Annotated in this window: 23 protein-coding genes; 11 read left to right on the top strand and 12 right to left on the bottom strand. The window is 61.1% G+C overall.

What is annotated here, in order from left to right:
- Nucleotides 1-13: 13 nt before the first annotated feature.
- The 8 genes from IFT66_RS18645 to IFT66_RS18610 all read left to right on the top strand — a co-directional run bounded on the left by IFT66_RS18645 (nt 14) and on the right by IFT66_RS18610 (nt 9,280).
- On the top strand, nt 14-1,444 hold the full coding sequence (locus IFT66_RS18645) for a M20 family metallopeptidase (protein WP_192078497.1): 1,431 nt from the start codon (nt 14-16) through the stop codon (nt 1,442-1,444).
- Nucleotides 1,445-1,520: 76 nt separating this feature from the next.
- On the top strand, nt 1,521-3,137 hold the full coding sequence (locus IFT66_RS18640) for an ABC transporter substrate-binding protein (RefSeq protein ID WP_199864876.1): 1,617 nt from the start codon (nt 1,521-1,523) through the stop codon (nt 3,135-3,137).
- A 20-nt stretch (nt 3,138-3,157) separates the two neighbouring features.
- Nucleotides 3,158-4,225: an ABC transporter permease gene (locus tag IFT66_RS18635; protein ID WP_430246078.1), complete on the top strand. Its 1,068-nt coding sequence runs from the start codon at nt 3,158-3,160 to the stop codon at nt 4,223-4,225.
- A 7-nt stretch (nt 4,226-4,232) separates the two neighbouring features.
- Nucleotides 4,233-5,177: a nickel transporter permease gene (gene nikC, locus IFT66_RS18630; RefSeq protein WP_092663178.1), complete on the top strand. Its 945-nt coding sequence runs from the start codon at nt 4,233-4,235 to the stop codon at nt 5,175-5,177.
- Nucleotides 5,170-6,036, top strand: a complete 867-nt coding sequence (locus IFT66_RS18625) for an ABC transporter ATP-binding protein (protein ID WP_062578130.1) — start codon at nt 5,170-5,172, stop codon at nt 6,034-6,036. Before nikC ends, IFT66_RS18625 begins: the two co-directional genes overlap by 8 nt.
- On the top strand, nt 6,033-6,818 hold the full coding sequence (locus IFT66_RS18620; RefSeq protein ID WP_192078495.1) for an ABC transporter ATP-binding protein: 786 nt from the start codon (nt 6,033-6,035) through the stop codon (nt 6,816-6,818). Before IFT66_RS18625 ends, IFT66_RS18620 begins: the two co-directional genes overlap by 4 nt.
- Nucleotides 6,815-7,825, top strand: a complete 1,011-nt coding sequence (locus tag IFT66_RS18615) for a serine hydrolase domain-containing protein (RefSeq protein WP_192078494.1) — start codon at nt 6,815-6,817, stop codon at nt 7,823-7,825. The genes IFT66_RS18620 and IFT66_RS18615 overlap by 4 nt, the downstream gene beginning before the upstream one ends.
- A gap of 96 nt (nt 7,826-7,921) precedes the next feature.
- Entirely contained in the window at nt 7,922-9,280 is a 1,359-nt protein-coding gene (locus IFT66_RS18610) for an MmgE/PrpD family protein (protein WP_192078493.1), read from the top strand.
- A gap of 6 nt (nt 9,281-9,286) precedes the next feature.
- Here IFT66_RS18610 and IFT66_RS18605 read toward each other — a convergent pair whose 3' ends face one another.
- The 7 genes from IFT66_RS18605 to IFT66_RS18575 all read right to left on the bottom strand — a co-directional run bounded on the left by IFT66_RS18605 (nt 9,287) and on the right by IFT66_RS18575 (nt 16,492).
- Nucleotides 9,287-10,216: a LysR family transcriptional regulator gene (locus tag IFT66_RS18605; RefSeq protein WP_192078492.1), complete on the bottom strand. Its 930-nt coding sequence runs from the start codon at nt 10,214-10,216 to the stop codon at nt 9,287-9,289.
- Between the two features lie 285 nt (nt 10,217-10,501).
- Nucleotides 10,502-11,266, bottom strand: coding sequence for an SDR family NAD(P)-dependent oxidoreductase (locus IFT66_RS18600; RefSeq protein WP_192078491.1), 765 nt, complete (start codon nt 11,264-11,266; stop codon nt 10,502-10,504).
- Nucleotides 11,259-12,143, bottom strand: coding sequence for a polysaccharide deacetylase family protein (locus IFT66_RS18595; RefSeq protein ID WP_192078490.1), 885 nt, complete (start codon nt 12,141-12,143; stop codon nt 11,259-11,261). The genes IFT66_RS18600 and IFT66_RS18595 overlap by 8 nt, the downstream gene beginning before the upstream one ends.
- A 19-nt stretch (nt 12,144-12,162) precedes the next feature.
- The gene (locus tag IFT66_RS18590) at nt 12,163-13,887 is read right to left on the bottom strand and encodes a dipeptide ABC transporter ATP-binding protein (RefSeq protein WP_192078489.1); all 1,725 of its coding nucleotides are present in this window, start codon (nt 13,885-13,887) and stop codon (nt 12,163-12,165) included.
- The gene (locus tag IFT66_RS18585; protein WP_062459221.1) at nt 13,884-14,759 is read right to left on the bottom strand and encodes an ABC transporter permease; all 876 of its coding nucleotides are present in this window, start codon (nt 14,757-14,759) and stop codon (nt 13,884-13,886) included. Before IFT66_RS18585 ends, IFT66_RS18590 begins: the two co-directional genes overlap by 4 nt.
- On the bottom strand, nt 14,759-15,730 hold the full coding sequence (locus IFT66_RS18580; RefSeq protein ID WP_062459224.1) for an ABC transporter permease: 972 nt from the start codon (nt 15,728-15,730) through the stop codon (nt 14,759-14,761). Before IFT66_RS18580 ends, IFT66_RS18585 begins: the two co-directional genes overlap by 1 nt.
- Nucleotides 15,731-15,790: 60 nt before the next feature.
- Nucleotides 15,791-16,492 (bottom strand): creatininase family protein, encoded by a 702-nt coding sequence (locus IFT66_RS18575; RefSeq protein WP_192078488.1) that lies wholly within the window; start codon nt 16,490-16,492, stop codon nt 15,791-15,793.
- A 207-nt stretch (nt 16,493-16,699) separates the two neighbouring features.
- Here IFT66_RS18575 and IFT66_RS18570 point away from each other — a divergent pair, with 207 nt between their 5' ends.
- The 3 genes from IFT66_RS18570 (at nt 16,700) to IFT66_RS18560 (ending at nt 19,877) form a co-directional block, all read left to right on the top strand.
- Complete coding sequence (locus IFT66_RS18570) at nt 16,700-17,263, top strand: MarR family winged helix-turn-helix transcriptional regulator (protein ID WP_342344792.1); 564 nt, start codon at nt 16,700-16,702, stop codon at nt 17,261-17,263.
- Nucleotides 17,260-18,852, top strand: a complete 1,593-nt coding sequence (locus IFT66_RS18565) for an ABC transporter substrate-binding protein (protein WP_192078487.1) — start codon at nt 17,260-17,262, stop codon at nt 18,850-18,852. Before IFT66_RS18570 ends, IFT66_RS18565 begins: the two co-directional genes overlap by 4 nt.
- Before the next feature lie 77 nt (nt 18,853-18,929).
- The gene (locus IFT66_RS18560) at nt 18,930-19,877 is read left to right on the top strand and encodes an isoaspartyl peptidase/L-asparaginase family protein (protein WP_192078486.1); all 948 of its coding nucleotides are present in this window, start codon (nt 18,930-18,932) and stop codon (nt 19,875-19,877) included.
- A 47-nt stretch (nt 19,878-19,924) separates the two neighbouring features.
- Here the strand turns inward: IFT66_RS18560 and IFT66_RS18555 are convergent, their stop codons facing one another.
- From IFT66_RS18555 to IFT66_RS18535, 5 genes are read right to left on the bottom strand one after another with little or no spacing between them, the layout of a single operon-like run.
- Nucleotides 19,925-20,779 (bottom strand): D-amino-acid transaminase, encoded by an 855-nt coding sequence (locus IFT66_RS18555; protein ID WP_192078485.1) that lies wholly within the window; start codon nt 20,777-20,779, stop codon nt 19,925-19,927.
- A 27-nt stretch (nt 20,780-20,806) separates the two neighbouring features.
- Nucleotides 20,807-21,721, bottom strand: a complete 915-nt coding sequence (locus tag IFT66_RS18550) for a LysR family transcriptional regulator (RefSeq protein ID WP_192078484.1) — start codon at nt 21,719-21,721, stop codon at nt 20,807-20,809.
- A 5-nt stretch (nt 21,722-21,726) separates the two neighbouring features.
- Nucleotides 21,727-22,386, bottom strand: coding sequence for an aspartate/glutamate racemase family protein (locus IFT66_RS18545; protein WP_192078483.1), 660 nt, complete (start codon nt 22,384-22,386; stop codon nt 21,727-21,729).
- Nucleotides 22,383-23,843 carry a dihydropyrimidinase gene (gene hydA / locus IFT66_RS18540; RefSeq protein WP_192078482.1) on the bottom strand — a complete coding sequence of 487 codons (1,461 nt, stop codon included), beginning with the start codon at nt 23,841-23,843 and terminating at the stop codon, nt 22,383-22,385. The genes IFT66_RS18545 and hydA overlap by 4 nt, the downstream gene beginning before the upstream one ends.
- A gap of 12 nt (nt 23,844-23,855) precedes the next feature.
- A complete protein-coding gene (locus IFT66_RS18535; protein WP_192078481.1) occupies nt 23,856-24,782 on the bottom strand; it encodes an N-carbamoyl-D-amino-acid hydrolase in 927 nt (308 codons plus the stop codon).
- Nucleotides 24,783-24,791: the final 9 nt, after the last annotated feature.

Raw genomic sequence — 24,791 nt, 5'->3', positions numbered from 1 at the left:
GAGAATTTTTACCATGCAGAACAGTGAGCCGATCTGGGATCTCGTCGACGAACACAAGGCGGAATTCGAAGCGCTCAGCGACCGCGTCTGGGGAATGCCTGAAATCGCCTATACCGAATATGCGTCTGTTGCCGAGCACGCAGCCATGCTGCGCGAGCAGGGATTCCGGGTCACCGAGAATGTCGCTGGCATTCCGACGGCCGTGATGGGCGAAGCGGGGGAGGGTGGACCGATCATCGCCATCCTCGGCGAATACGATGCGCTTCCGGGCCTCAGCCAGGAAGCAGGGATCGCCGAGCCGAAACCCCTGCCGGGTAACGGTCACGGCCATGGCTGCGGTCACAATCTCCTCGGCTCTGCCGCCATGCTTGCCGCGACGGCGATCAAGGATTGGCTGGAGAAATCCGGCACGCCGGGCCGTGTCCGGTATTACGGCTGCCCGGCTGAAGAAGGCGGTGCGGCAAAGTCTTTCATGGCACGCGAAGGTGCTTTCGATGGCGTCGACGCGGCGATCACCTGGCACCCGAGTGCCTTCACCGAAGTCGCCCGCGCGCAGTCGCTTGCCAATACGCGCATGGATTTCCGCTTTACCGGCCGCGCCTCGCACGCCGCCGCAGCACCTCACCTCGGCCGATCGGCGCTCGATGCCGTCGAACTGATGAATGTCGGCGTCAACTACCTGCGCGAACACGTGCCGGAATCCAGCCGTATCCACTATGCCATGCTCGATTCCGGCGGCATCGCGCCGAACGTCGTGCAGGCGAAGTCAGCCGTGCGTTACGCCATCCGGTCCCGTGACCTCAAGGGCATGCTCGACCTCAACGAACGCGTGAAGCGCGTGGCACATGGTGCGGCGATGATGACCGACACGACGGTCGAAATCTCCATCATGAGCGCGGTCTCCAATCTGCTCGGCAACCGGCCGCTGGAAGAGGCGATGCAGCGCATTCTCGAACGGCTTGGCCCTGTGCCTTTCGACGCCGCCGACAAAGCGTTTGCCGCTGAAATCCAGGCGACGTTGAGCGATGATGATATCGACAACGCCTATCTGCGCACCGGCCTGCCGCGCCGCGAGGAAACGCCGCTTTGTGATTTCATCGTGCCGCTCGATGTCCAAGGCGAGCCGATGATCGGTTCTACCGATGTCGGCGATGTCAGCTGGATCATGCCGACCGTCCAAGCCCATACGGCGACGATTGCCATCGGCACGCCGGGTCATTCCTGGCAGGTGACGGCGCAGGGCAAGACGCCGGCCGCGCACAAGGGCATGACCCATGCCGCCAAGGTGATGGCCGGCACGGCGATCGATCTTCTGGAAGACGCGGAACTGCTGGCAGCCGCCAAGGCCGACCATCAGGCGCGCCTGGGCAAGACGGCATACGTCTGCCCGATCCCGGAAGACGTCAATCCGCCGCTTCAGCCACGCCCGAAAGAGGCTGCCTGAGATCCAACTGCCGGGGGCGGAAAAGCCATCGGCCTGAAATCAGCGTTCAAGATTCAAAAACAGGGGAACTGAAAGCATGATGACGAAACACTTTGCCAAGCATAAGAGGGCGATTGCCGCCACTGCCGCTGCATTGCTCACCTCGATTGCTCTGCCTGCCCACGCTGCGACGCCGGCTTCGGCACTTGTCATGGCATGGAATGTCGATGCGATCAGCACGTTCGATCCGGCTCAGGTCGGCGAGGTCGTCACCAACGAGCTTCTGCAGAACACGTGCGACTCGCTTGTCGACTTCGATCCCAAGGATGAATCCAAGGTCATGCCGCTGCTTGCGAAAAGCTGGGACGTGTCTGAGGATCGCAAGCAGATCACCTTCCACCTCAATGAAGGCATGAAGTTCCCGAGCGGCGAAGCCGCCACTGCGAAGGAGCTCGCCTGGTCAATGCAGCGCGTCGTGATGCTGGGTTACGGCAACGCCGCGACGCTGACCGAATACGGCTTCACCAAGGACACGGTGAAGGACCGTATCGTTGCCAAGGATGACAACACGCTTGTCCTGACGCTCGACAACCCCTATCCGACCAACCTCATCCTGCAGGCGATCGGTGCGAACCGCGTTTCGGCGCTGCTGGATCAGGCGACGCTGACCAAGAACGAAGTCAACGGCGATTTCGGCAACAAGTATCTTGCCACCAACACCGCCTGCGTCGGGCCTTACAAACTCGTGCAATGGAATGCCGGTGAATCTATCGTACTCCAAGCCAACGACGATTATTACGGCAAGGCGGCCAAGCTCAAGCGCGTGCTCATTCGCCACGTCGCCGAGCCGGGCACCCAGCGCCTGCTGCTCCAGAAGGGTGACGTCGATATCGCCCGTGACCTGTCGCCGGACGATCTGGCCGATCTCGACGGCAAGCCCGGCCTGAAGGTCGAACGTGTCCTGAAGCCGCAGCTGTTTTTCTGGACTTTCAATGCGCTCGATCCGGTTTTCAAGGACGAGAAGGTGCGCCTCGCGATGCGGTACCTGATCGACTATGACGGCCTTGGCAAGTCGGTGATGAAATATCTCGGCGTGCCGCGTGCAAGCTTTGCACAGCTCGGCGCCACCGGTGCGCTCGATGCCGAACAAGGCCAGCCCTTCAAGCTCGATATCGAAAAGGCCAAGGCGCTTCTGACTGAAGCCGGCTATCCCAATGGCTTCGAGGCAAACGTGCTGATCGGCACGCTGCCGCACTCGGCGCCGATCGCGCAGAGCATCCAGCAGAACGCCTCCAAGGTCGGGGTTAAACTGAACCTTGAGCGCATGGCCAATTCTCAGTTGTTTGCCCGTATTCGTGGCCGCGAATTCCAGACTGGAATGCTCGCCTGGCAGACCAGTGTACCGGATGCGCACGGCAACGCCTCGCGCCTGATCTACAATCCGGACAACCGCCCGGAAGCCAAGCTGACGCAGATTCCGGCCTGGCGCTCAGCCTACCAGAACGAAGACTTCAACAAGCGGATCAAGGAGGCGCTTCTCGAAGGCGATCCGGAAAAGCGCAACCAGATCTACTACCAGCTGCAGAAGGACACGATGCAGCAGGGGCCGTCGGCGATCATGTTCCAGATGTATAACATCCTCGGCATCAGCGATAAGGTTCAGAACTGGACCTGGAACGGTTTCCGCGTCTACTACGATATGGCCTCCAAGTAAGGCGGGCCACCATGGCGGATATCACCCATTCGGTTCCCCGCAGCGATGCGGGGAACGGTACGAAGCCCAATCCGGTCCTCGTCGTGTTGAGTATTCTCGGCAAGACGCTGCTGCCGGTCTTCGTCACCCTTTTCGGCCTCGCGGCGCTCACATTTTTCATCGGCAGAATGCTGCCGATCGATCCGGTTGCCTCCATCCTCGGGGATAATGCCACGCAGGAGGCCTATGAGAAAATGTCGGCGGCGCTCGGCATGGACAAACCGCTCTGGTACCAGTTCGGTGTCTATCTCAAGGGCATCGTCGTCCTCGACTTCGGCGATGCGCTGACGACGGGTAAGCCTGTGATCGACGATATCGCCCGCGTCTTCCCGGCAACGATCGAGCTTGCCACGCTGTCTATCATCCTCGGGACAGGCCTCGGGATTCCGGCTGGTGTCCTGTCTGCCATGTACCGTAATTCCTGGCTCGACAACGTCATCCGCTTCACGGGACTGATCGGTTATTCGGCACCGAATTTCTGGCTCGGCCTTATGGGATTGGTGCTGTTTTACGCGACGCTCGGCTGGATCGGCGGGCCCGGTCGTATCGATTTCATCTACGAATTCGATATCGAGCCGATCACGGGCTTCTACCTGATCGACACGGCGCTCGTCGGCAATTGGGAAGTGTTTCGCAACGTCTTCGGCCACATCATCCTGCCGGCTTCGATCCTCGGCTTCGGCGCGCTCGCCTATATCAGCCGCATGACGCGCAGTTTCATGATCGAGCAGCTCAGCCAGGAATATATCGTTACCGCGCGTGTCAAAGGCCTGTCCTGGGCGAGAACCGTCTGGATCCATGCCTTCCGCAATGTCGCGGTTCAGGTGATGACCGTCGTTGCGCTCTCTTACGCCTTTCTACTCGAGGGTGCGGTGCTCACAGAAACGGTGTTCGCCTGGCCGGGCTTCGGCCGTTACCTCACCAACGCACTTCTCGTCGGTGATATGAATGCCGTGGTTGGCTGCTCGCTTCTCGTCGGTGTCATCTTCGTGACGCTCAACCTGATCTGCGATCTTCTCTATCGCGTCTTCGACCCCAGAACCCGCTGAGGCCGCCATGACTGACAAAGCCATCACCCCTTCGACCGCGCTGCCCGCCAATGCCCGAACGGGACTTGGCGCCTGGCTGCGCGCACCGGTTCCGACCTCGCCCTCGCATGCCCGCATGCAGCAACTGTGGCTGCAATGGAGGCGGTTGCGCGCCAATGGTTCCGCCCTGTTCGGATTGTGCGTTATCGTCTTCCTGCTGATCGCAGCGACGTTTGCACCGCTTCTCGCGACGCACGACATCTATGATCAGAACCTCGCGGCACGCTTGCTCGCACCATCCGCGCAGCATTGGCTGGGAACGGACGAACTCGGCCGCGACGTCTACAGCCGGCTTTTGTTCGGCGCCCGCATCACCCTCTATATCGCGCTTTTGACCACTGTCATCGTCGCACCAATCGGGCTTATCGTCGGCACCACCGCGGGCTATCTCGGCGGCTGGGTGGATACGGTCCTGATGCGCATCGTCGATGTGTTTCTCGCTTTCCCCAACCTCATCCTCGCGCTTGCCTTCGTCGCAGCGCTTGGTCCTGGCATCGAGAATGCGATCATTGCCATTTCGCTCGCCTCATGGCCGCCGATCGCCCGCCTTGCCCGTGCCGAAACGCTTACCGTTCGGCACTCGGACTATATCGCCGCCGTACGCCTTCAGGGCGCATCCAGCCTTCGCATCATCTTCAGCCACATTATGCCGATGTGCATTCCTTCGGTCGTGGTGCGCGTCACCCTCAACATGGCAGCGATCATCCTGACGGCGGCGGGCCTTGGCTTTCTCGGTCTCGGCGCCCAGCCACCGAGCCCCGAATGGGGCACGATGCTGTCATCCGGCCGCGAATTCGTGATGACCAGCTGGTGGATCGCCGCCATTCCCGGCACCGCCATCCTCATCACCAGCCTTGCCTTCAACCTGTTGGGCGATGGCCTGCGCGACGTATTGGATCCCCGCAATGGATAAGCCGCTGATCGACGTCAAGGATCTGACGATCCGCTTCGAGACCCCGCAACGCAGCTTCGATGCGGTGCGCGGGCTGTCCTTCACCATCGGCCGTGAAAAGGTCGGCATCGTCGGCGAGTCCGGATCCGGCAAGTCGCAGACCGGTCGCGCCCTTCTGAAGCTGACGCCCAAGGTTGCTAAGATCACCGCCAGTCATATGCGCTTCAAGGATACCGATCTGCTTGCAGCCAGCGAAAGGGACATGCGAAAGATCCGTGGCAACCGCATTTCGATGATCCTGCAGGACCCGAAATATTCGCTGAACCCGTTGATGCGCATCGGCCAGCAGATCGTCGAAGCCTATCGCCTTCATCACAATTCCCCGAGAGCGGAAGCGAAGGCCAAGGCGCTTGCCATGCTCGAATCCGTGCAGATCCGGGATCCGGAACGCGTCTTCAAGCTCTATCCGCATGAAGTGTCCGGCGGCATGGGCCAGCGCGTCATGATTGCCATGATGCTGATCCCCGAGCCGGACCTGATCATCGCCGACGAACCGACCTCCGCCCTCGACGTCACGGTGCGCCGTCAGGTGCTTACCATTCTCGATGAACTGGTGACACGCCGCGGTACCGGCCTGATGTTCATCAGCCACGACCTCAACCTCGTGGCGGATTTCTGCGATCGGGTCCTGGTCATGTATGCCGGTCGCATCATGGAAGACCTGCCGGCGAAGGATTTGCACAAGGCGCAGCACCCCTACACGCAGGCCCTGCTCAAGAGCCTTCCGCGGCTCGATGTCGAGGCCGACGAACTGACGGTGCCGGTGCGAGACCCTGACTGGCTCGATGGTCCTGTTTATCGCAACGGAGTTCTGGCATGATCGCAGCAAGACCCCTTATCGAGGCGATCGGTCTCTCCATCAGCTTCGGCCCGCACCATGCGCGCAACCGCGTTGTCGACGACGTTTCGTTCCGGATCGCAAAAGGCGAAGCCTATGGCCTGATCGGTGAATCCGGCTGCGGCAAGTCGACCATTCTGAGGGCATTGTCGGGCCTCAACAGCGATTACCACGGCGCTTTGACGCTTGCCGATCGCGAGCTGCCGAAGAAGCGCAGCAAGGATTTCTTCCGCCGCGCGCAAATGGTTTTTCAGGATCCCTATGGCTCGCTGCATCCGCGCAAGATCGTCGAGAAGGTTTTGTCGGAACCGTTGCGCATCCACGGCTTCGATCGACATTCTGAACGCATCGCTGAGACGCTAGACGCCGTCGGCCTTGGTGCGTCCTTCCGGTATCGTTATCCGCACGAGCTATCGGGTGGCCAGCGCCAGCGTGTGGCGATCGCGCGGGCGCTGATCGTTGAACCGGAAATCCTGCTCCTCGACGAACCAACTTCCGCGCTCGACGTATCGGTGCAGGCGGAAATCCTCAATCTCCTGAAGCGTCTACGGACGGAGCGAAACCTTACCTATCTGATGGTCAGCCACGACCTCGCTGTCATCGCTCATATCTGCGAGCGGGCCGGCATGATGTACAAGGGGCGTATTCTCGAGGAGCTGACATCGCAGCAGATCCGGCAATCGGACGCGAAGGAAGACTACACGCGGGAGTTTCTTCAGGCGAGTGTCGAGGCCGTTGCTCGCTCTCCGGAGGTGGCGGCATGACCGCTGCCTCATCCGTTGCCAATCCGTCAAAAGATTGGGAATGGCACGGGAGCGAGACCGAGGCGGGATTTGATGGCGATGGTCTCGATGTGTTGCGTGCCTTTGCGGCGACCCAGGCGACCGACATGCTTCACGTTGTCAGGCAAGGAAAGGTGGTGTTATCGCTTGGCGAACCGGACCGCAAATTCCTCTGCCATTCGATGCGCAAGAGCTTTCTCGCAGCCCTGATCGGCTTTGAGGTCGAGGAGGGGCGGATCGATCTTTCTGCGACGCTCGAACATCTCGGCATGAACGATCGCGAAGGGCTGAGCGATATAGAAAGGCAGGCAACGGTCTACGACCTCCTGACGGCACGCTCCGGCATCTACCACGCCGCGGGATACGAGACACCCTGGATGCGGCGGATCAAGGAGCCGCGCCACTCGCATGCGCCGGGCACGTTCTGGTGCTACAACAACTGGGATTTCAACGCCCTCGGCACGATCTTCGAGACGTTGACGGGCGAGACCGTGCATCAAGCCTTTACGCGACGTATCGCTGGACCAATCGGTATGCAGGATTTCTCCCTTGCAGGCGATCAGCCGGATGGCTGGCACGAAAGCTTCGATATCAGCGAGCACCGCGCCTATCCGTTTCGCATGTCGAGCAGAGATCTCGCACGCTTCGGACAGCTGTATCTGCAGCAGGGCGTCTGGAACGGCGCTTCGGTTCTGCCGCCCGGTTGGGCCCAGCAATGCGTCATGCCCTATTCGCATGCAGGCACGCATGGCGGCTACGGCTATATGTGGTGGCTGGGGCGGGAAGGCGTCTTTCTGCCGGGCGTTGTGACGCCGAGAGGGAGTTACGCGGCAATGGGTGCTGGCGGCCACTATTGCCTCGTCATCCCGGCACTCGACATGGTGGTCGTCCATCGCGTCGACACCGAAATACAAGGCCGTGAGGTCACGCGTTTCGGCATGGGGAAATTGTTGCGTCTGCTTCTTGCAGCCATGAACGATACGTCCTGATAGCCGCCCCACACCGCCCCACGATACCTCGTCCTGAAACGCGCTCCTCGGCGCGGCAAGGACTGCTTTTCCATTTCCAGCAACGGACCTTTCAACATGACCGTCATCGAAACCATAGCGAACTGGTGCTGGGCACCACCGACCAGCAGCGACACGGCCCGCCGTCTGGCGCGCGAGGCGATCGCCGATACCGTTGCCTGCCTTTACGCTGGTCGCAACGACATGAGCACCCGTGCCGTTGCCGATGCGTTCGGCCGCCAAGCAGACGGAGAGGCAGCGCTCGTCACCGGTGGGCGGCATTCGCAATCCGTCGCGGCTCTGGTCAATGGGACGGCGGCACACGCACTCGACTACGACGATAATTTTCGCCCCGGGATGAGCCACGCTTCGGCGGTCATCTTGCCGGCACTGCTGGCCGTTGCCAATCGCGCGAGTGCAAGCGGCTGCATGCTGGTGGATGCCTATCTCGTTGCCCTGCAGGCGCAGGCATTTGTGGGGAGCGGTGTTGCCGGTTCCCACTACACCGCCGGCTGGCACGGGACCTCGACCGTCGGCAGTATCGGCACGGCTGCGGGCGTTGCCACGCTGCTGGGGCTCGATGCCGCCGGTATCGCGCGCTCTCTTTCGCTCGGCGCCAGCATGGCATCTGGCACAAAGGGTCAGTTCGGCACGCCGGTCAAACCCTTCCACGCCGGCATGGCAGCCCGAAATGCCGTGGAGGCAGCTTTGCTCGCTGCGCAGGGCCTGAGCGGCCGCCTCGATATTCTCGAGGGGGAGCAGGGGTTTCTCGAAATGTTTGGTGGTATCGGTCCTCTAGGCTACGACATCAATACTATCGCTCAGACCCGAGAACACACGATCGAAACGGCGGGCGTGATGCCGAAAATGCACCCATGCTGCGGTTCCACCCACATGATCGTCGATGCAGCCCTCGACCTGATGCAGATGGAGCAATTCGATATCGACGCGATCGTCTCGGCCGAATGCCATGTCGGAATCGCAAACTATCGAAACCTTGCCTATCCGGAGCCGAGGGACGAGATGCAGGCGCGGTTTTCCATGCAGTATTGCCTAAGCCTTGCGCTTCGCAGGAAGACGCTTGTCCTGTCGGATTTCACGCCTGCCGCGATCGAGAGTTTTGCAAGCGATCCGCTGCTAACGAAGATCTCCATGACACATTACAGCGCTGAGGAAGAGGCTGCCGCCAAATCCAATCTGCCGCACAGGCTGACAATAACGCTTTCTGATGGAAGGATTCTGGAAACGCAACGCGCAGCGGCCCGCGGCGGCCTCGCCAATCCCTTCCAGGATGATGCGCGTCGCGCAAAGATCAGCAATTGCCTCGATGATATGGAGGATGTCGAGCTCATCCAGACCAAGCTGAACCAGTTGGACGACCAACCCGACCTGCATTTCCTGGATGTGCTTTTCGATGGCCGTGCCGCTGCTGCTTGAGGCAGTTTACGGCAGGGCAACCCGGTCGGCGAGCATGCCGACCTCTTCCGCACGGCTCCAGAACCGGCCGACGCTTTTGCATCTCAGCCGGAAGGAGCGGTAGAGCCTAATCTCCACGATCATGTCATAGGCGGAGTCGGCAGCTCTCACGAGTTGCTTGTTCTTGAGCTCGTTGACGGCAAGGCTTTCGGGTATCCACGCAACCCCGTGGCCCGCGACGGCCATTGCTTTCAGGGCAGCAGACATGGCGTTCTCGTAAACGGTGTTGAGCTGGAAAGGTGCTCTTTCAAAGATCGCTTGTGGCAGTGCCTGCGCGAAGAAGGAACTATCCCGGTAGCTGAGATAATTCACCGGCGCCCCGCCGATCGTGAGTGGGTGGATCGGCTGCCCTGCCTCGTCCGGGGCGGAAATGGCAATCACGCGTTCCGAGCCCAGCGTCAGATAGGGGTGCTCCGCGAGATCGCGGATCGCCGGCACGCTTTCATGCGCATAGGTCAGAAGGAAATCGCATTCGTTGCGGAGCAGCTTGGAGACATTTCCGGAAAATGAGGAATAGGCTTCCGAAAACCGCGTCCGGAACGGCTCCCCCAGTGCCTCGACCTTCTCCATCCAGAGCGGGAAGAATGTTAGGACCAGAGTACTCATCGTTGCGAAGGAAATTACTTCTTCAGGAGCGCTGTGAGTTCGCAGCGTATCCTCGCGCAGCGAGGAAATTGTATCGACTGCCTTGCGAGCCCGCGGCAGAAAGATTTCGCCGGCCGGTGTAAGCCGCACCGGATAGGTCGAGCGATCGACCAGCGTCAGTCCCGCCCATTGCTCAAGCTGCATGATGCGGCGGCTGAGGGCTGACTGTGTGATATTCCTGTCCTTGGCTGCGGCCGTAAAGTTCAAGAAATGGCCGAGAGACAGGAAGTCCTCTAACCATCTGACTTCCATAGGAAACCTCTGTATTGCTTTCGAAACAAACCATTACACGGCGCCTCGCGACCGGCAAGCGGTTACATTCGGCGATCAAGGCCACCTCCGCTATCTGCTGTGTCGATCAAGTGCTGACAGGTTGACAGTTGATTGAAGGTAGACGCCGTCATTCGATGTTCGATGCGATAGCGGAACTTTAAAGGCCTCTGCCCAGCTTTTTGCAGGGCGGATGATGGTCGATCCTGCGACCAGAAACAATCACCACCCTACTGGCCAGTCGAGCCGCCGCTACGCGTGTCTACCTCACCGTACCCACTGCATCCCGTCAATCTGGATGTCTTGTCCCGTGAGGAAGTTCGGCTCCGATGTCGCGAGGAAGGTGACTACGCTTGCGACATCCTGTGGCGTGCCGACGCGCTTCATAGCAATGCCGGCGGCAAGTTGGGCTTCTCGGGCGTCGATCATGGCGTTCGAGCGTTCCGTCTTGATCACACCCGGGCAGATGGCGTTGACGACGATTTCGGGGGCGAGTTCCTTGGCCAGCGCCCGGGTCATGCCGAGAATACCGGCCTTGGCTGATGTATAGGCGAATTTGCTGACAGCGCTGGTCACGCCACCGGTGTGGGCGTTCATCGACGACATATTGATGATCCGGCCGCCGCCGTTGCGGCGCATAAGGGGTACGGTCGGCTGGATATAATTGAAGGCACCCTTGAGATTGATATCGATCGTGGTGTCGAACTCGTCCTCGGTGATCTCCTCGATGCCCTTTGGCATCGGCTTTCCGGCATTGTTGAACAGCACGTCGATGCGGCCCCAGTGCGCATCGACTTCGGCGACGATCTGAGCGGCGCGTCGGTAGTCGCGCACGTCGGCGACGAAGGTCAGTGCCTGGCGGCCGAGTTCGGCAATTTCGCCGGCGGTTCGAGCCAGATCGTCCTCGATCAGGTCGACCAGAACGATATCGAAACCGTGCTTTGCCAGATCCACCGCGCAGGCGCGACCGATGCCGCGGCCGCCGCCGGTGACGAGAGCCACTTTGGGTGTCGTGTCAGTCGTTTCAGCCATCGGCATTCTCCTTGGCAAAGCGGGCAATGTCGGCATGGGTGCCGAACCATACGTCGTCGTGCTGCTTGATGTGCTGGATCAGCTCTTCGAGGATGAAGATGCGCGAGCGGTAACCGGAGACATGCGGATGCATGGTCAGGAGAAACAGGCCGCCTTCCTGATAGGCACGGTCGAACTCGCGCTTGAAGATATCGAGCACGGCCGGCGGCGGCGTGTAGGGGCGGTGGGCGGTAAACCGGTTCATGTTGAAGTAGACGGCATCGTCGCGGATCCATTCGACGGGCAGTTCTACCATTCCCGTCGGTTCGCCGTTCTCGACCAGCTCGTAGGGATCGTCGTCGGCCATCAAGGATGAATCGTAGATCAGGCCCAGTTCGCGTTCGATCTCCAGCGTTACGTCAGAGAAATCCCAGGACGGGGTGCGCATGCCGACGGCCCGTACGCCGGTGATCTTTTCCAGCGTGTCGGCGGCGCGCAAATGCAGTTCGCGTTCCTTCTCCGGCGGGACCTTGGTGTTCACCTCGTGGATCCAGCCATGCAGGCCGATCTCGTGGCCCTCGGCGATGACTCGTTTCTGCTCGCCCGGATGAAGGAGGGCTGCAACGGCCGGCACGAAGAATGTGGCGGGCACGTCGGCAGCCTTCAGCGTTTCCAAAATGCGCGGTACACCGCGGCGATTGCCATATTGGCCCCATGACAGGCGACCGATGGATTCGCCGCCGTCGCGCAACTCGTTGGTCTCATGGTCGCTGTCGAAAGAGAGTGCGACGGCGCAGCGGGCGCCATTCTTCCAGGTCTTCGGCTTCAGCGAACGGCCGGCCCGCACCTTGTCGACCTTGCCGCGCCAGGTCGCTTCGTCCCATTCCCAGGGTTCCATATCCCGTCCTCCGTTTAAGTCATTCGGCTGCCTGCGGCAGCACCGGTACGGCCGCCAGCAGTCGTTGCGTGTAGGCTTGCTGCGGATCGGCATAGATGGCGGCGGCTTCGCCCTCCTCGACGATCCGGCCCTGGTACATGATGGCGACGCGGTCGCAGAGGTGGCGCACCACCGACAGGTCGTGGCTGATGAAGACCAGCGACAGGTCGAGTTCGGCGCGAAGGCGGATCAGAAGGTTGATGATCTGCGCCTGGATCGACACGTCGAGCGAGGCGACCGGCTCGTCGCAGACGATCACGTCCGGCTGCATGGCGAGCGCTCGGGCAATGGCGATGCGTTGTCGCTGGCCGCCAGAAAACTGGTGCGGAAAGCGGTTGGAAAAGCTCGGATCGAGACCGACGGCCGCCAGCCATTGTCCGACATAAACCGCCGCCTCGGCACGGCTCACCAGACGGTGTGCGAGCGGCCCCTCGGCGATGATGTCGCCGATGCGCATGCGGCCGTTGAGCGAGGCAAACGGATCCTGGAAGATCGTTTGGATGCGGGTCGTGATCTTTTTTGGCGCGCGGCCGATGCTCATGACGGGCTGGCCGTTCAAGCGGATCGTGCCCGATGTCGGCACGGTGATGCCGGCTGCCATACGACCGAGCGTCGATTTACCGGATCCGGATTCGCCGACGAGGCCCAGAACTTCGCCACGCTTGACCGTCAGCGAGACACCGGCGACGGCGTGGACGACATTGAGCGGCTGTGACAGACCGGACTTGATCGCGAGGTTCCTGAACAACCCGGCCGGCTTTTCGAAGCGTTTCACGACATCGTCGATGACCAGATAGGGACTTCCGAGGGGCGGCAGGTTGGCGGTTGCCGATTTGCGCGGCGGTGGTGCCGCGTCTGCGATACCGCTGCCGCGCAACAGAAGTTCGCCGGGTTTGGCGCGCGAGGGCAGGGCATCGAGCAGTGCGCGCGTATAGTCGTGCTGCGGTTTCGTCAGCACGCCGAGTGCCGGGCCGATCTCGACGATGTTGCCGGATTTCATGACCGCGACGCGGTCGGCGATCGAGGAGACGATGGCAAGGTCGTGGCTGATCCAGATCAGCGCCGTGCCGAGCTCGGAGACAAGCTCCTTCATCTCGGCGAGGATTTCCGCCTGGATCGATACGTCGAGCGCGGTCGTCGGCTCGTCGCAGATGATCAGTTTTGGCCGGTGCAGAAGCGCTATCGCAATCGCCACGCGCTGGCGCATGCCGCCGGAAAACTGGTGCGGAAAGAAATCCACCTTGCGTTCCGGATCGCTGATGCGAACCTGGGCCAGCGCCTTGATCGCCCGCTCACGGGCCTCGGCACTGCCGATACTTTCGTGAGCTTCCAGCGCGAGCTTGATCTGCATGCCGATGCTCAGGACCGGGTTGAGTGTCATCATCGGGTCCTGGAAGACCATCGAAATGGTCTTGCCGCGGATGGCGCGCAACTCGTGGGACGGCAGGCCTACCAGTTCGCGACCTTCGAGCTTGATCGATCCCTCGACAATGCGGCCGGGTTCGTCGATCAGGCCGATGATGGAAAAGCCGGTGATCGACTTGCCGGAACCGGATTCACCGACGAGACCCAGCACCTCTCCCGGCGCGATCGAGAAGGAGACGCCGTCGACGGCTTTGACTTCGCTGCGCCCGCTTGGGAACCAGGTCTTGAGATTGGTGACTTCGAGAAGCGGCGTCGCCGGTGTTGTCACGGTATCGGTCATCGGCGGAGCCTCGGGTTGAGCTGGTCGCGGATCTGGTCGCCGACGAGATTGAGTGAGACGATGAAGATGATCAGTGCCAGGCCGGGGTAGATCGAGATCCAGTAGCGACCAGAGAGCAGATACTGGAAACCGTTGGCAATCAGCATGCCGAGCGACGGTTCGGTCGGCGGCAGGCCGACGCCCAGGAACGACAGCGTCGCTTCAAGCGAAATCGCGCTGGCGATCTGCACGGTGGCGACCACGATCAGTGGTGGCAGCGAGTTGGGCAGGATATGCCGCAGCACCACGCGCCAGGGCGACAGCGGGATGGAGAGCGCTGCCTCGACATAATCCTTCTGCCGTTCGGCCGCCGCGGCACCATGGGCGGTGCGTGCGAAGTAGGCGTATTGGGCAAAGATCAGTGCGAGGATCAGCTGGTAGCGACCCTGGCCGAGGATTGCGGCGATGACGAAGGCGAGCAGAATGGCCGGGAACGAAAGCTGCAAGTCGACAATACGCATTACGAGGCTTTCGAAGCGACCGCCGATATAGGCTGCGGCACAGCCGACCACGGCGCCGATCACGAAAGCGGTTCCGCTGGCGATGATGCCCATCTGCAGCGAGATCCGCAGGCCGTAGATGATGGCGGACAGAAGGTCGCGGCCTTGCGAGTCCGTTCCAAGCCAGTGGGTGTAGCCGCCGGTCCCGACATAGCCCGGCGGGCGCCGTGCGTCTCGCAGCACCAGATGCGCGAGGTCGTAAGGATCCTGAGGCGTCACCAGCGGCGCAATCAGGGCGATGAACACGATGACGAACACGAAGACCGCAGCGCCCGTGGCAACCTTGTTGCGGCGGAATTCATTTAGAAAACGGGAGAGTGGAGTGTCGCGCATCAGGCACGCCCCTTTCTCAGACGCGGATCGAGCAGCGCATAGGTAAGATCGACCACGAAATTGATGACGATGAACAGGAGGGCGACAAACATCAGGTAGGCAACCATGACCGGTCGATCGAGCGAGGTGATGCTGTCGATGATCAGCTTGCCGAGGCCCGGCCAGGAAAAGATCGTTTCGGTGACGACGGCAAAGGCGAGCGTCGAGCCGAGTTCGAGCCCGAACACGGTGACCAGCGGAATGGAGATCAGCCGCAGCACATGGCGGCTCAGCACCGTGAACTCCGAAAGCCCGGCAGCGCGGGCGAATTTCACCGTGTCGCTCAGCATCAGTTCGCGAGTGCCGGCGCGGGCAAGACGGATCATCAGCGAGAACTTGAACAGTGAGAGGTTCAACGCCGGCAGGATCATGTGGGAAAGGCCATCACCGGTCAGGAAACTGAAGTCGACGCCGAACAGGCTGGCGGTCTCGCCGCGTCCGCCGGCCGGCATGCAGCCGCATTGCACGGCAAACACCATGATCAGCATCAGGCCGAACCAGAAGGTGGGGACGGAAAAGCCGAGGATGGAAAGTGCCATGATGGCACGCGAGATGGGGCTGTGTGGCTTGTAGCCGGCATACATGCCGATCGGAATGCCGACGAGGCTGGCAAACAGCACGGCCGCTAGTGTCAGTTCGAGCGTTGCCGGAAGCCGGGTCAGGATCAGTTCGCTGACCGGCATGTTGTAGACAAAGGAGCGGCCGAAATCGCCGTGCAGGATGCGCCCGACAAAGGTGAAATATTGCTGCCAGAGCGGCTGGTCGAGACCGTATTGAGCGATGACGGCGGCGCGGATGTCTTGCGTCGCATCCGGCGAGATCAGCACGTCGATCGGGTTGCCCACGGCATAGACGCCGCAGAATACCAGTGCCGACATGGCAAGGACCACGATCAGCGCCTGCCACAGCCTTTGCAGGATGAATCCAAACATTCGTTCCCTGTTCTCCCGTCTCGTGCGGGGTTCGAAAATGCGTCGTGTGTCAGGCGGTGGTCAGTGCCAGTCGCCTTCCAGCAGCGCGCGGGTTTCGGACACGGCGACCTCCCAGATCGCTGCCATGTCTTCATCGGGACGTTGGTAGAGACCGTGATAATTGCCGTCGCCGAGCAGTTCACGCTTCTGCGCAGCGCCGACGCGTGCAAGCGCTGCGTAGTCGATCTGTGGCTTGGCAGTCGTCGGCTGACGCGCGTCGGTGGTGCGCGTCCAGGGGAAATTCTCCATCCATGACGCGTGCGATGCGGCGGGGTCGGTCTGCTGCACCTTGGCGAGCGTCTGGGGCGCCCGCCACCAGTCGTGGAATTTGACCGATGCGTCGGGGTGGGCATTCAGCCATTCGGAAATCACCACCGTTGCCGGCGTGTTGCCGCCATGTCCGTTGACGATCAGGACACGCCTGAAACCGGAGCGGTAGATGCTGTCGAGCAGATCTTCGATGACGCCAATATAGGTGGCGAGCGATAGCGTCAGCGTTCCCGGAAACGTTGCGAACGAGGAGGCAAGGCCATAAGGCACGACCGGAAAGACCGGGATGCCGAGCGGCTCGGCAGCATCGACCGAGACCTTTTCAGCCAGGATCATATCGGTCGCGAGACTGAGATAGGCGTGCTGCTCGACGCTGCCGATCGGTAAAATACAGCGATCATCTTTTGCGACGCGCTCCTCAACCTGCATCCAGTTCATGTCGGCAATCTTCAATTCGCTACCCTCGTTCTCAAACTTCGTGCAACTGCGCAAAGAACGTTCTGTTTTTCGCACGGACGCACAATATTTGTGCTTTCCGATGCTTTGTGTCGCATGAAGCAAAGTTCCATACGGGACTAAAAAAAGAAATTGACAGCCATTTAAACGATCGTCAAGTTCCATACGGGACTAAACCTCACGAAGCTCGAAAGCGACCGAAGAGTGCGACAGACGCGTGGACCGACACTGGAGACCCTGCTGCGGGAGGGCGGAAAAGCCGCCGCCGGCACGCATGGCGTCGAGGACCTGGTATTCGTGAAACTGTGGAAGAACCCCTGCTGGTTGTCGTTCCGGTTCAACTTTCTGGCGCTGCAGTTCAACGAGCCGATCTACCGACTGATCGAAAAGGAACACGGCCTGGCGCGGCCGGAATTCGTCGTCATCTATTCGCTCGGCCTGTCCGACGGACTGACGGCCAGTGCCATCTGCAATTCCTCGGGCTTTCCGAAGAACACGATCAGCCGGGCGATCCAGAAGCTGATCGACAAGAACATCGTCCGTCGCGAAATCGACCAGGCGGACCTCAGAAGTTTTGTCCTCTACATCACCGAGGAGGGCAGACGCATCGTCGATCAGGCCATGCAGCCGATGGTGGAGCGCGAGAGAGCCATGATCTCGTCGCTGACGCCTGCCGAACAGCTGATGTTGTCGGAACTGCTCGCCAAGGTCGTCGTCGATTCACCCAACTGGCCACCAATGACAACAATAGAGGAGAACGAAGAATGACGGCTTCCAAGACATTCCGCACCATCGTGCTCGCCACCGGCTTGCTCGGCGGCGTTTCGGGCGCAGCCCTTGCTGCCGATCTCACCATCGGCGTGCGCGCCGGTCCGCTGTCGATCGATCCAGATTTCACCGCTGCCGGCACCCATGCCGAGGCGATGAAGCACATCTACGACTCGCTGATCAAGTCGGGCAACAATCTGGAACTCGAGCCGGGCCTTGCCACCAGCTGGACCGCGATCGACGACACGACCTGGGAATTCAAGCTGCGCCCGAACGTCAAATTCCATGACGGTTCGGACTTCACCGCCGAGGACGTCAAGTTCTCGATCGAGCGTATTCCGAAAGTCGCCGGCCCGAACCCGACAACCATCTACGTCCGCCGCGTCAAGGGCGTCGAAATCGTCGATCCGCTGACGATCCGCGTCAAGACCGACGGACCGGCGCCAACCCTGCCCAACGATTTCATTCGTCTGTTCGTGGTGTCCCATATCGCTGCCAAGGATTATTCCGACAGCGCGGAAAAGGCCTCGCAAGGTTTCAATTCCGGCAAGGCCGCGATCGGGACCGGTCCTTACAAGTTCGTGTCCTGGACGCCGAAGGAGCAGCTGGTTCTTCAGAGCTTCGACGGTTACTGGGGCGGCAAGGAGCCGTGGGACAAGGTGATCCGTAAGGAGCTTCCCAACGACGCCGCCCGCGTTGCGCAGCTGAAGGCCGGCCAGGTCGATCTGATCGCCCGTATTCCCGCATCCGACGTGCCGACGCTGGAAACGGATTCGAAGCTGACGATCGTTCGCCAGGACAGCGTCTACCTGTTCAACATGGCTTTCGACTTCCGCGAAAAGTCGCCGCAGGTGAGCGCCAAGAACGGTTCGCCGCTGCCGAAGAACCCCTTCATCGATCCCCGTGTGCGTGAAGCCTTCGATCTTGCGATCGATCGCGAAACCATCACCGAGATCGCCATGGAAGGCATGGGCACCGTCCAGTCGCAGCTCGTGACGCCCAACATCTTCGGCTACAATCCGGATGTGAAGCCGGCACCTTCCGATGTCGAGAAGGCAAAGAAGCTGCTTGCCGACGCCGGTTATCCCGATGGTTTCAAGGTGACGTTCTCCTTCACCAACGACCGCCTGCCGGGAGACAAGGACACCGGCACGACGATCGCCCAGATGCTGACTGCGATCGGCATCCAGGTGGAAGCCAACGCACAGCCCGGCGCCGTCTATTTCCCGGCCAACACACGCGGCGATTATTCGCTGACCATGTCCGGCTGGGGCACGCTGACGGGTGAGGCGAACTACACGCTCTCGTCGCTGGTCCATACCAACGATCCGACGAAGAAGCTCGGCGCCTTCAACATCCGCGGTTACTCCAACCCTGAGATGGACAAGCTGATCGAGGCGGCCGGTGTCGAGATGGATGCGGGCAAGCGCGAACAGTACCTGAAGGACGCCAACGCGCTGGTCGCTTCCGATCGTCCCAATCTGTCGATCGCTTCGATCGTATCCGCTTGGGGCATGAAAAAGACCATCACCATCGTGCCGCGTTCGGACGAAGACACACTGGCCATGAACATCAGGCCTGCGAAATAGCCTCCACGCCAACCGGAGGTAAACTTGGCCGGGCAGTTCTGCTGCCCGGCTTTTTTATTCATGGGAAGGAGAAGATCATGAGCAAGATTGCACTGGCGATCCATGGCGGCTGCGGCGTGATGGCAAAGCTCGGCCTTAGTGAAGCGGAATGGGAAGCGGCGCGCGTCGATCTCGGTCATGCGTTGAAAGCCGGATGGGCGGTGCTGAACACCGGCGGCTCGGCGCTTGACGCCGTGCAGGCGTCGGTCGTGGTGCTGGAAGACAGCCCCCATTTCAATGCCGGCTATGGCGCAGCCCTCAATGCCGCCGGCGAGCACGAACTCGACGCCTCAATCATGGATGGCGCGACCCTCGAAGCAGGCGCAGTGACGCTGGTGCGGCGCATCCGCAATCCCGTCAAGGCGGCGCGGCGGGTGATGGAAAAGGGCGAAGCGGTGCTGATGGGCGGCCACGCGGCCGACGAATTTGCGAAGGTCGAGGGGCTGGACGTCGTCGAACCCAATTATTTCACCACCGAGAAACGCGTGAAAGCGCTGGCTGCGATGAAGGCGCATGCGGCGGCCGGCACCGCAGCAGCGGCAAGCGAATCCGAAAAGCACGGCACGGTGGGTGCCGTCGCGCTAGATAGTGCCGGACATCTGGCTGCTGCAACCTCCACCGGCGGCTATAACAACAAGCCTGTCGGTCGGATCGGCGACACCCCGATCGTCGGCGCCGGCACCTATGCCCGTGACGGTCTCTGCGCAGTCTCAGGCACCGGCAAGGGCGAGTTCTTTATCCGCTATGCCGTCGGCCATGAGGTCGCAAGCCGCATCGGCTATCTCGGCGAAACGGTGGAGCAAGCGGCGTCGAAGGTGATCATGGAAGACTTGAAGCCGCATGATATCGGCGCCGGTCTTGTGGCCGTCGGAGCGGATGGATCGATCTCCGCACCCTACAACACCGACGGCATGTTTCGCGGCTGGGTCACGCCGGAGGGCGAATTCTACGTTGCCACCCACGACGTGGTGTTCAGGATGGATTGACGCGACCCGAAGGCTGCGGAGGCCGCTGCAACGCGGCCTCGCGGCGCTTAGATTGCGCTTGCGATCTTGTCGGCGATATAAAGTTCGCGCAGCTTGAGAGTCAGAGGCCCCGGTTTGCCGTCGCCGACGGGTTTACCGTCAATACGCGTGACGGGCATGACGAAGTTCGTGGCCGAGGTGATGAAGGCTTCCGCGGCATTCATCGCTTCATCGGGTGTAAAGGCGCGTTCCTCGTAGCCAATGCCGGCCTTTTCCGCGAGATCAAGCACGCTTGCGCGCGTAATGCCGTGCAGGATGGCGTTCGACAGCGGGCGGGTGATCAGCCTGCCACTCTTGTCGATGATATGGGCGGTCGCCGAGCTTGCCTCCGTGACGAAGCCGTCCTCCACCAGCCAGGCGTCATCAGCGCCTTTCTCCATCGCCTGCATCTTGGCCATCGAGGGATAGAGCAGCTGCACGGTCTTGATGTCGCGGCGCTCCCAGCGCCAGTCGGGCATCAAAGCAACGGACAGGCCGGTGGCGAGCTTGGGGTTTTCGATCACAGACTTCGCCTGGGTAAAGAGAACCAGAGTCGGCGTCGGCGCCTTCGGGAAGGCGAAGTCGCGATCGGCGGGGCCGCGCGACAGCTGGAGGTAGATCAAGCCTTCCTTGAGTTCATTGCGGCGGATGATCTCGCGATGAACCTCCAGAAGTTCGCTGGCCGAAATCGGCAGGTCCAGACCCAGTTCCCCGATCGAGCGCTTCAGGCGGGAGGCATGGCCCTCGTATTCGAGAAGCTTGCCGTCAATGACGCCGGTCACTTCGTAGATGGCGTCTGCGAATAGAAAGCCGCGGTCAAAGACGGAGACCTTTGCATCGGCTTCGGGCAGCCATTCGCCATTCAAATAAACGATACGGGACAAGACAATCTCCTTCAGTATGTCGGGAATTCAAAACACATCGCCGGCGGCTCGCTTGAGTTCGGCGATGAAACCGTGCAGCAGGCGCGAGCGCGGTATGCCCTTGCGGGTAATCAGGACGGCCGCGACTTCGCGGGGTGGCTGGAAGGGCAGTTGCACCAACCCCTGCAATGACTGGTGGGCTGCACTATAGGGATCGACAACCGCTGCCCCGACGCCAGCTCCGGCCAGAACCGCAGCCGTTGCGCAATAGCGCACCTCGACCCGCGGCTCGTAATCGATGCCCTCGCGATCGAAGGCATCGCGCAGCATCTGGCCCATGCGCGATTCCGCTTCGAGGCCGATAAAACCGTGTTCGGACAAATCACTGACCATCAGCTCCTGCCGACTAGCGACCGGGTGGTCCTTCGGCACGAGCGCGACCATATGGGTGCGCGACAGGATCTCTACGTTCACAGACGGATGCCGTTCCAGCGCGATCGCCAGACCGACATCGGCGGCGCCGCTCTGCACAGCTTCGATGACGTGTTCGAGCCGGCGAACATCGTAGGCGACAGACACATCCGGACGGTCCTTCAGGAACCGTGCGAGCGCCACCGGTGCGACCGTATTGCCAAGCGGCGGCGTCGACATGACGCGCAGCCGTCCCGATGTGCCGTGCCTGATGGAGCGGGCGCGGGCGGAAAAGCTGCGCAACATGCTGAAGACCGGACGCACCTCTTCAAACAGAAGCGTCGCTTCCTCGGTTGGCTCAAGCCGCCGGTGCAGGCGCTCGAACAGCGTTATGCCGAGCTGGTTTTCCAGCTGGCGGATGCCGTTCGAAACGGCGGGCTGGGAAATGCCCAACTGCTCGGCGGCCTCGACGGTCGTTTCGCAGCGCATCATGGCCCCGAAGATCTCGAGGAGGCGCAGGGAGATATCCGGTTTCTGCTCGATTTCGGTCATGGCGTTCAGGTGAGAACTGCGCCAAGCGCCATCGCGACGGCGGCCTGGGTCGGGTCGATCACGCGGATGCCGAGCTCCTCTTCCAGTCTGCGGCGATGGCCGGACATGCCGGCACAGCCCAGCACGATGGCGCCGGCGCCCATCTGGCGCAATTTCAGCCCGGCCTTCACGAGTGCCGCGTAGCTTTCCTCCCCATGGCCGCTATCGGCGACGCTGATCGCGCCTTCAAGCGCGACCTCGCCGGCAAGCCTGCCATCGACGCCGAGGCGGCGAAGGTTGCGCATGTGACGGGGGATCGAACCTTCGGCGACTGCGATGACGCCGAAGAGATCCGCAAGCGCCAGCGCGCTCAGCACGCCCGCATCCTGGATGCCGTAGACCGGCTTTTTGGTGATCGACCGGGCAAGGTCCAGCCCGGGCTGCGAATAGCAGGCGAGCACATAGGCTGATGCATCCGGTCGGGTTTCTATCAGGTCGGCGGTGCGCAGTGACGCTTCATCCACATGGCGCTGGCTGACGACGCCGGGCGGACCCTCATCGATCGTGACGCATTCGATAACGGGACCAGCCGGAAACTGCATTCCGGAGAGCGCCTCGCGCAGGCCTTCGGTGACGCTTTCCGAACTGTTCGGGTTGATGACGAGGATCCGGCCGACTTTTCTCATGGGGCGATCTCCACGCCGAAATTCTGCGCCGGATCGAATTCCTTGGCACGGTAGCCGGGCTTGCCGGTCAGGTCGATGGGGCTGCGGGCAATGAAACGGCCACGACCACGGTCCGCCTTCAACTCGCCGTTCTCGACGATGACATCACCGCGGTTCATGGTGAGGACCGGCCAGCCTTCGATCTCCATGCCCTCAAACGGTGTGTAGTCCATATTGTCGTGCTGATCGGCAAGCGTTGCCTTGCGGCGGGCTTCCGGGTCCCAGATGCAGATATCGGCTTCGTAGCCGGGTGCGATCGATCCCTTTTTAGTCATACCGAATGTCTTGGCCGCATTGGTGCTTGAGAGTGCAACGAACTGCTGCAGCGTGATGCGGCCTTTAGCGACGCCCTCCGAAAACAGATAGGGCAGGCGCATGGCGATGCCGGGCATGCCGTTGGAGATCTTCGGGTAGTGCGCATCGGCACCATTGGCAAATTTTCCGCTGGCATCGAAACGGTAGGGCGCGTGGTCGGAGGACACGCTCTCGAACGTGCCTGATTGTACGTGCCGCCAGAGCGCTTCCTGTGTTGCCGAATCGCGGAGCGGCGGCGAGCAGATGAATTTCGCCCCTTCCATGCCGGGCCGGTCGAGATCATCGCGTGTCAGAGCCAGATATTGCGGGCAGGTTTCGGCAAACAGTTTCGTGCCGGCCAGCTTTTCGCGCTGGACGATCGCAGCGCCGCCCGCCGTCGAGACATGGACGATGAAGAGGGCTGCATCGACGAGTTTTGCCAGAGAGACGGCCCGGTTGATTGCTTCTTCCTCGGCAAGCTCAGGACGGCTGATCGCGTGATATTTCGGCTCTGTCAGCCCTGCCGCCGCCATCCGCTTGTTCATCCACTTCACCATGTCGTTGTTTTCGGCATGGACCATGGTGAGCGCCCCATGGGTTTTGGCAACGGTCAGGATATCGAGCATGCCGCCGTCGCCAATATTCATCAGGTCGTAGGTCATGAACACCTTGAACGACGTGATGCCCTTGGCAAACACGCCCGGCAGCTCTGCAAGAACTGACGCCGAAGGGTCGGAAATGATCAGATGATAGGAATAGTCGAGCACCGAGTGCGGCGCGGCGCGGCCGTCATAGGTGGCGATGACTTCGGCAATCGACTGGCCGCGATGCTGAGCCGCGAACGGGATGAATGAGGAATTGCCACCGAAGGCGGCGGAGACCGAGGCCGAATAGTAGTCGTCGGCGGTCATCACGCCCGCGGAGCTTTCCTGGGCGATATGGGCATGCGCCTCGATGCCGCCGGGAACGACCAGCTTGCCGCCGGCATCGATCCGGCGGCTTCCTCCAGCGATCTTCTCGCCGATCGCCGCAATTCGACCGTCGGTAATGCCGATATCGCCATCGAATATGTCGGATGCGGTGACGATGCGACCGCCATGGATGACCGTATCAAACGCTGTCATGTCGGTCTTTCCTTACACTTCGATGATCACGCCGGTCTGGCTCGTCAAACGACCGTAGTGCTCGATACGACGATGGCGCTCGAAATCAAAGATCGTCTTCTTGCCGAAGTCGCATTTGGAGAAATCGCATTCGGCGATGATGAGCTCGTCTTCCTCGGTGACGGCGCGGGCAAGAACGAAGCCGTCAGGGTCGACGATGATCGAGCCGCCCATCAGCGGGTGACCGTCCTCGTTGCCCGCCTTGGCGACGCCGACGACATAGGTCGAGTTCTGGTAGGCGCCGGACTGCATGGAAAGGTCGGAATGGAAAAGCCGCTTCTCCAAACCTTCGGCGCTCATCTGGCTGTTCACCGACGGCGTGTTGTAGCCGATCGTCACCAGCTCTACGCCCTGCAGGCCCAGGCAACGGAAGGTTTCCGGCCAGCGGCGGTCGTTGCAGATCGCCATGCCCATGATGACGCCTTCGTTGCGCCAGACGTTGAAGCCGAGATCACCGGGTTCGAAGTAGCGCTTCTCGAGATGCTGGAAGGCGCGCTCGGTATCATATTCGGAATGACCGGGGAGGTGCACCTTGCGATACTTTCCGACGATATTGGCCTGACGGTCGGTAACAACAGAGGTGTTGTAATAGTGTCCGTCCGGCGTCTTCTCGCCGTAACCGAAGGTGATGGCCATGTTGAGCTCGCGGGCGCGATCGAACAGCGGCTGCGTGGCGGCGTTCGGCATTTCCGTCTCGAACCAGAAATCGATTTCGGCCTGTTCTTCCATGTACCAGCGGGGAAAGAAGGTCGTGAGCGCCAGCTCCGGGTAGACGACCATGTCTGCGCCCTTGGATGCGGCTTCATCGAGAAGCGCAATCATGCGGATGACGACGCTTTCGCGGCTGTCGTCTTTCTGGATGGCGCCGAGCTGGGCACCTGCGATCTTCATGATGGTCATCGGAGTTTC

The organism is Rhizobium sp. CFBP 13726 (assembly GCF_014841925.1).
Taxonomy (GTDB): domain Bacteria; phylum Pseudomonadota; class Alphaproteobacteria; order Rhizobiales; family Rhizobiaceae; genus Neorhizobium; species Neorhizobium soli.
This window is presented reverse-complemented; position numbering and strand designations above follow the sequence as displayed.

What these genes read in the sequence shown, in the direction of transcription:
- IFT66_RS18645 (WP_192078497.1), top strand. Translation starts at nt 14, where the DNA reads ATGCAGAACAGTGAGCCGATCTGGGATCTCGTCGACGAACACAAGGCG.
- IFT66_RS18640 (WP_199864876.1), top strand. Translation starts at nt 1,521, where the DNA reads ATGATGACGAAACACTTTGCCAAGCATAAGAGGGCGATTGCCGCCACT.
- nikC (WP_092663178.1), top strand. Translation starts at nt 4,233, where the DNA reads ATGACTGACAAAGCCATCACCCCTTCGACCGCGCTGCCCGCCAATGCC.
- IFT66_RS18625 (WP_062578130.1), top strand. Translation starts at nt 5,170, where the DNA reads ATGGATAAGCCGCTGATCGACGTCAAGGATCTGACGATCCGCTTCGAG.
- IFT66_RS18620 (WP_192078495.1), top strand. Translation starts at nt 6,033, where the DNA reads ATGATCGCAGCAAGACCCCTTATCGAGGCGATCGGTCTCTCCATCAGC.
- IFT66_RS18615 (WP_192078494.1), top strand. Translation starts at nt 6,815, where the DNA reads ATGACCGCTGCCTCATCCGTTGCCAATCCGTCAAAAGATTGGGAATGG.
- IFT66_RS18610 (WP_192078493.1), top strand. Translation starts at nt 7,922, where the DNA reads ATGACCGTCATCGAAACCATAGCGAACTGGTGCTGGGCACCACCGACC.
- IFT66_RS18605 (WP_192078492.1), bottom strand. Translation starts at nt 10,216, where the DNA reads ATGGAAGTCAGATGGTTAGAGGACTTCCTGTCTCTCGGCCATTTCTTG.
- IFT66_RS18600 (WP_192078491.1), bottom strand. Translation starts at nt 11,266, where the DNA reads ATGGCTGAAACGACTGACACGACACCCAAAGTGGCTCTCGTCACCGGC.
- IFT66_RS18595 (WP_192078490.1), bottom strand. Translation starts at nt 12,143, where the DNA reads ATGGAACCCTGGGAATGGGACGAAGCGACCTGGCGCGGCAAGGTCGAC.
- IFT66_RS18590 (WP_192078489.1), bottom strand. Translation starts at nt 13,887, where the DNA reads ATGACCGATACCGTGACAACACCGGCGACGCCGCTTCTCGAAGTCACC.
- IFT66_RS18585 (WP_062459221.1), bottom strand. Translation starts at nt 14,759, where the DNA reads ATGCGCGACACTCCACTCTCCCGTTTTCTAAATGAATTCCGCCGCAAC.
- IFT66_RS18580 (WP_062459224.1), bottom strand. Translation starts at nt 15,730, where the DNA reads ATGTTTGGATTCATCCTGCAAAGGCTGTGGCAGGCGCTGATCGTGGTC.
- IFT66_RS18565 (WP_192078487.1), top strand. Translation starts at nt 17,260, where the DNA reads ATGACGGCTTCCAAGACATTCCGCACCATCGTGCTCGCCACCGGCTTG.
- IFT66_RS18560 (WP_192078486.1), top strand. Translation starts at nt 18,930, where the DNA reads ATGAGCAAGATTGCACTGGCGATCCATGGCGGCTGCGGCGTGATGGCA.
- IFT66_RS18550 (WP_192078484.1), bottom strand. Translation starts at nt 21,721, where the DNA reads ATGACCGAAATCGAGCAGAAACCGGATATCTCCCTGCGCCTCCTCGAG.
- IFT66_RS18545 (WP_192078483.1), bottom strand. Translation starts at nt 22,386, where the DNA reads ATGAGAAAAGTCGGCCGGATCCTCGTCATCAACCCGAACAGTTCGGAA.
- hydA (WP_192078482.1), bottom strand. Translation starts at nt 23,843, where the DNA reads ATGACAGCGTTTGATACGGTCATCCATGGCGGTCGCATCGTCACCGCA.
- IFT66_RS18535 (WP_192078481.1), bottom strand. Translation starts at nt 24,782, where the DNA reads ATGACCATCATGAAGATCGCAGGTGCCCAGCTCGGCGCCATCCAGAAA.